Annotated in this window: 7 protein-coding genes and 1 pseudogene; 3 read left to right on the forward strand and 5 right to left on the reverse strand. The window is 67.9% G+C overall.

Going from position 1 to position 6,516, the window contains the following annotated elements; all coding sequences use genetic code 11:
* Positions 1 to 60: 60 nt before the first annotated feature.
* On the forward strand, positions 61 to 1,134 hold the full coding sequence (locus V3H18_RS07465; RefSeq protein WP_332081370.1) for a M48 family metallopeptidase: 1,074 nt from the start codon (positions 61 to 63) through the stop codon (positions 1,132 to 1,134).
* Positions 1,135 to 1,139: 5 nt separating this feature from the next.
* On the opposite strand, the gene V3H18_RS07470 is transcribed toward V3H18_RS07465, so the two are convergent.
* From V3H18_RS07470 to argH, 4 genes are read right to left on the reverse strand one after another with little or no spacing between them, the layout of a single operon-like run.
* Complete coding sequence (locus V3H18_RS07470) at positions 1,140 to 2,018, reverse strand: alpha/beta hydrolase (RefSeq protein WP_332081371.1); 879 nt, start codon at positions 2,016 to 2,018, stop codon at positions 1,140 to 1,142.
* 1 nt (position 2,019) lies between these two features.
* A complete protein-coding gene (locus V3H18_RS07475; protein ID WP_332081373.1) occupies positions 2,020 to 2,883 on the reverse strand; it encodes a tetratricopeptide repeat protein in 864 nt (287 codons plus the stop codon).
* Positions 2,884 to 2,906: 23 nt separating this feature from the next.
* Positions 2,907 to 3,518, reverse strand: coding sequence for a thiamine phosphate synthase (locus tag V3H18_RS07480; protein WP_332081374.1), 612 nt, complete (start codon positions 3,516 to 3,518; stop codon positions 2,907 to 2,909).
* The gene (argH, locus tag V3H18_RS07485; RefSeq protein ID WP_332081375.1) at positions 3,519 to 4,901 is read right to left on the reverse strand and encodes an argininosuccinate lyase; all 1,383 of its coding nucleotides are present in this window, start codon (positions 4,899 to 4,901) and stop codon (positions 3,519 to 3,521) included.
* A 24-nt stretch (positions 4,902 to 4,925) separates the two neighbouring features.
* On the opposite strand from argH, the gene tlpA reads away from it, so the two are divergent.
* Both tlpA and V3H18_RS07495 read left to right on the forward strand, forming a co-directional pair.
* Positions 4,926 to 5,657: a thiol:disulfide interchange protein TlpA gene (gene tlpA / locus V3H18_RS07490; protein ID WP_332081376.1), complete on the forward strand. Its 732-nt coding sequence runs from the start codon at positions 4,926 to 4,928 to the stop codon at positions 5,655 to 5,657.
* Between the two features lie 92 nt (positions 5,658 to 5,749).
* Complete coding sequence (locus V3H18_RS07495) at positions 5,750 to 6,184, forward strand: GlcG/HbpS family heme-binding protein (protein WP_332081377.1); 435 nt, start codon at positions 5,750 to 5,752, stop codon at positions 6,182 to 6,184.
* 24 nt (positions 6,185 to 6,208) lie between these two features.
* Here V3H18_RS07495 and V3H18_RS07500 read toward each other — a convergent pair.
* Positions 6,209 to 6,516: pseudogene (locus tag V3H18_RS07500) on the reverse strand (hypothetical protein); the annotation flags it as partial.

Genomic DNA, 6,516 nt, shown 5'->3' on the forward strand with positions numbered 1-6,516 from the left:
GACGGGCCGAAAGCCTGATCGGGAATGACCATGCCGCGCTGAATTCTCAGGCGGGAGCCGATGTTCAAAGCCTACGGCCTTTATACCCACATTCGCGCCAACAGGCTGCGCTCCGCCTTTCTCCTCGCGGGCTTCGTCGTCCTGCTGTTCGCGCTCATGTTCTCCTTCGCGCTTCTCGCCGAAGCCTTGAGCGCGCCGCCCGGCGCGCCTTTCGACTATATCTTCGCGCTCGCCGTCGACGATCTGAAACGCGGCTGGCCGATCGGCGTCATCGCCGCGGGCGCATGGTTCGCGATCGCCTATCTCTTCCATCAGAAGATGATCGATTTCGCGACCGGCGCCGCCAGCGTCTCGCGTACAGACTCGCCGCGGCTCTATAATCTCCTCGAAAATCTGTGCATCTCGCGCGGCGTGCCGATCCCGGCGCTCCAGATCATCGAGAGCGACGCGCTCAACGCTTACGCCTCGGGGCTGAAGGAAGGGCAATATAAGATCGCCGTCACGCGCGGCTTGACGCGCGAATTGACCGACGCCGAACTCGAGGCGGTGCTCGCGCATGAACTGACCCATATCCGCAACCGCGACGTTCAGGTCCTCGTGATCGCGGTGATCTTCGCCGGCATTTTCGCCTTTGTCGCCGATCTGACGATCCGCCGCTGGGATTTCCCCTTCGGCCTCTCGCCGCATCGCCCGACCGCGCGCGACGACGGACGGCGCGGCAATGGCGGCGCGGCGCTCGCCGTCCTCATCGCCCTCTTCATCATCGCGCTGAGCTGGGGCGCGTCGGTGCTTATCCGCTTCGCGTTGTCGCGCTCGCGCGAATATCTCGCCGACGCCGGGAGCGCGGAGCTGACCAAAAATCCCGACGCCATGATCTCGGCGCTGCGCAAGATCGAAGCGCATGCGGCGATCCCGACCATGCCCTCGCGCATGCAATATTTCTTCATCGAGAGCCCGGCGCTCCATCCCGAATCCGGCCTCTTCGCGACGCATCCGAGCGTCGAGTCGCGCATCGCGGCGCTCATTAAATTCGCCGGCGGCCGCGATGTCGCGATAACGCGCGAGACGGAGCCCTCCTTCCTGCCGGGCGGCGGGCGCAATCCGCTTGACCCGCCGAAGGGGCCGTGGGGCTAAAAAATCTAAACGCGCTCCAGAAGAAAAGCCGCCGCGGCGTCGAGCGACTCGCGCGCTTCGCGCATGAGCGGCGCCGCCAATTGCCAGCCATGCGGAACGCCCGGCCAAAGCCGCAGCGCCGCCGCGACGCCGGCTTCGCGCCCGCGTTCGACAAGACGCGTCGCGTCGTCGCGCAACAATTCGTCCTCGGACGCATGAACGACGAGCGGCGGCAACCCGTGAAGCGCCGCATAGAGCGGCGAGGCGAGAGGCGTTTTGGCGTTTTGGCCGGCGAGATAGGCGCGCGCGCCCACCCGCAACATCAGGCGCGTGAACAGCGCGTCGCGCGCTTCATTCTCGCGCGCCGAGGCGCCGGTCGCGGCGAGGTCCGTCCAGGGCGAAAATAGCGCGGCGGCCTTGGGGAGCGGTCTCCCGGCGTCGCGCTGCGCCGCCATCAGGGCGAGCGCGAGGCCGCCGCCCGCCGAGTCCCCTGCCAGGACGAAGGGGGCGCCTTCCTGCGCGCAAAGCGCGTCGAAGGCGGCGCGCGCGTCGTCCAGCGCCGCCGGAAAAGGATGGAGCGGCGCGAGCCGGTAAGCGGGGGCGAAAACCTCGAAGCCCGCGCGGGCGAAAAAGTTGAGGACGGGTCCGTAAAGCGAAGGCGCTCCGGCGAAATAGGCGCCGCCGTGAAGATAAAGCAGCCGCGCCCGAGGCGCGGCGCCCTTCGCCGGGAGCAGCAGGCCCTCGACGCCGCCCCTGCGCGTGGCGACGCCCAAAGGCGCGGGAAAAAACGGCGGGCGCGCGTCGAGCGCGCGCGCCGCCTCCTGCGGACTTGGCGCCTTGGCGAGCCGCGGCTTTACGCGCTTGCGCAGATAGAGGCCCAAAATACGCGCAGCGAGGCTCGCCAATTCATTTCCCCGCGGAAGGCTTCAACGCGGGCGGGTTGGAGAGAAAATCGAGCGACGGATCGTTCAATCCGGCTTCGCGCGATTTGTCGCGCCAGTCGCGGGCCTCCGCGAGATTGGGCGCGACGCCGAGCCCTTCCGCGAGAATATGGGCGAGGCGGTTCTGCGCGACGGCGTTGCCCTTCAGCGCCGCCTTGCGGAACCATTCCGCCGCGGCCGCCTGATCGCGCGCGACGCCGACGCCGTTGAACTGCAGAACGGCGAATTCGACCATGGCGGGAACGAAGCCGAGTTCGGCGGCGCGCCTGAACCATTCGGCCGCCTCCTTCTCGTCCTTGGCGACGCCTTTGCCGCTCTTATAAAGAACGCCGAGCGCATAATGAGAATCGGCGTCGCCCTTCTCGGCGGCGCGGCGGAAATAATCCGTCGCCTTGGCGAAATCCGAAGGCGCTCCCTCGTTTTCCAGCGCGAGTTCGCCGAGAAGATGCAGCGCCGCCGGCTGGCCCTGCGCCCCGGCCTTTTCGAGATAGGCGCGGGCGAGCGCGCGGTTCTTCGGCGCGCCCGAGCCTTGCAACGCGGCCGCGCCGTAGAGATAGGCGGCCTCCTTGTCGCCGGCGTCGGCGCCGCGCCTGAACCAGTCCATCGCGGCCTTCAGATCGCGCCCGACGCCCGCGCCTTCGAGATAGAGCTGGCCGATGAGCGTCGCCGCCGCGGCGTCCTTGGGATTCGCCGCGACCCGCTTCTTCGCCTCCTTCATCGCCGCGACATAGTCGCCGCGCTGATAGGCGCCGAAGGCGAGATCGGGGGCCGACGCCTCATTCGCCGCCCGCGCGCCCGGCGCGAGGAAGAGGACGACAAGCGCCGTCATTGCAAAGCGCCTTTGGCTGCGGATCATTCGCCTTCTCCCTTAAGCCTCGCCAATGCGTCCGCGACCGCCGCCGCCGGCCCGCGCGCGTCGCGCCAGACCGCGTCGTCGATCAGCGTGAAATCCGCGCCGGCGGCGGCAAGCGGCCCGATCTCTTCGAGAGTCCGCGCGCGCGCGACGCAGGGCGTGCTGAAAAGCTCCGCCCACCAGGCGACGCGCTCGACAAGCGCTGCGGGGTCGCGCGCCGAAAGGATCACATAATCGGCGCCGAGTTCTCCCGCGCGCATGGCGTCGTCGCGCGTCTCGAAGTCGCCGGCGCCGACGATATAGCGCGGCGAGAGTTTCTTCACGGCCTCGGCCAGCTCTTCGCCGCAGCCGGCGATATGCGCGCCGTCGGCCCCCGCGCGCAGCGCGACGTTCGGCGCCGCTTCGGCGAGAACGGCGACGCCCTTCTCCTGCGCCCCCGGCGCCAGCGCGCGAATGATCGCCTCATTCGCCCGCTCGTCCGTTCCCGAAAAGCGAATGAGCAGGCTCGCGACGTCCCCCGCCCCAAGCGCGGCGTCGAGCAAGGGCGCGAAGCCGGCCGCCTCAATGAGCGGCGGCGTCGCGAGATAGAGGCGCGTCGTCTCCTCGCTCATTTAAGTCTTCAGCTTCTCGAGCCAGGCGAGCGCCGCCGCGCGCACATTGTCGGGCGCCGTTCCGCCGAAACTCTTGCGGCTCTCGACGGATTTCTCGACCCCAAGCACGTCCAAGACCTCGGCGGTGATGCGCGGTTCGACGCCTTGCAATTCCTTAAGCGTGAGTTCGTCGAGCCCCACGCCGCGCGCTTCGGCGAGCGCGACGATGCGGCCGGTGACGTGATGCGCCTCGCGGAAGGGAAGCGCGAGCGCGCGCACGAGCCAGTCGGCGAGATCTGTCGCGGTAGCGTAGCCGGCGCCCGCCGCCGCCTTCATGCGCGCGCGATCGACGCGCATGTCATAGACCATGCCAGCGATTGCAGCGATAGAGAGCGCGAGCGTATCGAGCGCGTCGAAGGCGCCTTCCTTATCCTCCTGCATGTCCTTGGAATAGGCGAGCGGCAGGCCCTTCATCACGACGAACAGGGCGACGAGCGCGCCGATGACGCGGCCCGACTTGCCGCGCGCCAGTTCGGCGGCGTCGGGATTGCGCTTTTGCGGCATGATCGACGAGCCGGTGGTGAATTTGTCGGAAAGCGCGACGAAGCCGAATTGCGGCGTCGTCCACAGCACGATCTCCTCGGCGAAACGAGAGAGATGCGTCGCGCAGATCGCCGCCGCGCTCAGCGTCTCCAGCACGAAGTCGCGATCGGAGACGCTGTCGAGGGAATTCGCCGTCGGGCGATCGAAGCCGAGCGCCTGCGCCGTCATGACGCGATCGATCGGAAAGCTCGTGCCGGCGAGCGCCGCCGCGCCGAGCGGACATTCGTTGAGCCGCGCGCGCGCGTCGCGAAAACGGCTGCGGTCGCGGGCGATCATCTCGACATAGGCGAGGAGATGATGGCCGAGCGTCACCGGCTGCGCCGATTGGAGATGAGTGAAGCCCGGCATGACGCCGCCCGCCTCCTCCAGCGCGCGGGTCGCGAGCGCGCGCTGCAGATCGGCGAGCGCCGCGTCGAGCGCGTCGATCGCGTCGCGGATATAGAGCTTGAAATCCGTCGCCACCTGATCGTTGCGCGAGCGCGCCGTATGCAGCCGGCCCGCCGCCGGCCCGATCAGTTCCGCGAGCCGCGACTCGACGTTCATGTGAATGTCTTCGAGCGCGCGGGAGAAATTAAAGGCGCCGCTCTCGATCTCGCCTTCGATCCGCTCCAAGCCTTGCGCAATCTGATCGGCGTCGGCTTTAGAGACGATGCCGCGCGCGGCGAGCATGGCGACATGGGCAAGCGAGCCGCGCACGTCCTGAAGGCCGAGGCGCTTGTCGAAATCGATGGAGACGTTAATCGCCTCGAGAACGGCGTCGGTTGCGCTTTGAAAGCGGCCGCCCCATATTTTGCTCGTCATTTCCAACCCCGGAGCCCACGCCTCATGGCCAAACCGCCGACGCCCCCGCGATCTCCCCTGTTAGTCGCGAAGGCGGCGCTGATAACGATGGCGGTGGGCGTCGCGTTTGTATATGCGATCGGCAGCATGGGCGGCAAGAAACCGCCCCCCGGCGCGCTTGAAGAAGGGCAATCGCAGGAGAGGGCCGCTCAAGAAGGCGCCTCCGACGAGCGGAAAGCGGGGGCGGAATCCTGCGCCGTCTCCGCCAAGATCGCGGAAAGCGTAAAGGATCTCGCCAAGGGCGAGATCGCGGCGATGATTATCACGTCGAAGCCGGAGCCCGTCTCGCTCGGCGCTTTCAACGGACCGGACGGCGCGCCGGTTACGCTCGCCGCCTTTAAGGGCAAGACGACGCTCTTTAACGTTTGGGCGACCTGGTGCGCGCCGTGCCGCGCCGAAATGCCGGCGCTCGATAAGTTGCAGGCGGAAATGGGCTCCGACGCCTTTCAGGTCGTCGCGGTCAATGTCGACACGTCGCGGCTCGACCGGCCCAAGGCCTTTCTCGAAGAGACCGGCGTCAAGTCTCTGGCCTATTACGGCGACCCCAAGGCCAATGTCTTTTTTGAGCTGAAACAGTCGGGCAAGGGGCTCGGTCTGCCGACCACCCTGCTGCTCGGCCCTGACGGCTGTCAGATCGGCCTCATGAACGGCCCCGCCGTCTGGGACAGCGCCGACGCCAAGGCGCTCATCGCCCGCGCCGTCGAAGCCGCGCAATAGGCGCTTCGCCGCGCTTTCCAAAGACGCGCGCCCACCCCACCTATAGCGGGAAAACGCCTGCGACAGGCGTCTCAAAACAAGGAGAACGGTCCATGCATGTCTCGATCGAACAGGCGCATCAGGCGATCGCGGCGGCGCGCGCCAAGGCGATCGAACTCAAGACGCAAATGTGCATCGCCGTCGTCGACTCCGGCGGCGTGCTGAAGGCGTTCGAGCGCATGGACGACGCCTGGGTCGGCAGCATCGACATCGCGCTGAAGAAGGCGAAGACCGCCGTCTTCTTTGGCATGCCGACAGGCCAGATCGGCAAGCTGTCACAGCCCGGCGGCCCGCTTTACGGGATCGAGCACTCCAATGACGGGCTCATCACCTTCCCCGGCGGGCTGCCAATCGTCGACGCGAATGGCGTGATGATCGGCGCCGTCGGCGTGAGCGGCTCCTCGGTCGAGAATGATCACGCCGTCGCGCAGGCGGGCGTCGAGACGCTCGGCGTTTGCGATCTGCCCGAGCATCCCTGGCGCACTTGACGCCTCGCGACGGCCTGCCCGCGATCAGTGACGCTTTTTATGCTTCTTGTGCGGCTCGGCGGCGGGTTTGGGCTCCGTCGGGGCCGCTGCGGGCGGCTCGGCGGCTTGAACGGGAGGCGCCGCGACGGGCGGCTCGGCCGCTGGCGCGGCAGGCGCCGGCGTGACGACCTCTTCAAGAATGATTGTCTCTCGATTGGCCGTCGGCCCCGACGGCCCCGCGGTGAGCCACCAGGTCGCGGCGGCGGCGGTCAGAATGATGAGCGCCACCAGAAGCCCGACGGCGCCGCTCTGCTGCGCGGGCGCGGCGGCGGCCGGCGCGGGCGGCGGCGGAG

The organism is Methylocystis borbori (assembly GCF_036576025.1).
Taxonomy (GTDB): domain Bacteria; phylum Pseudomonadota; class Alphaproteobacteria; order Rhizobiales; family Beijerinckiaceae; genus Methylocystis; species Methylocystis borbori.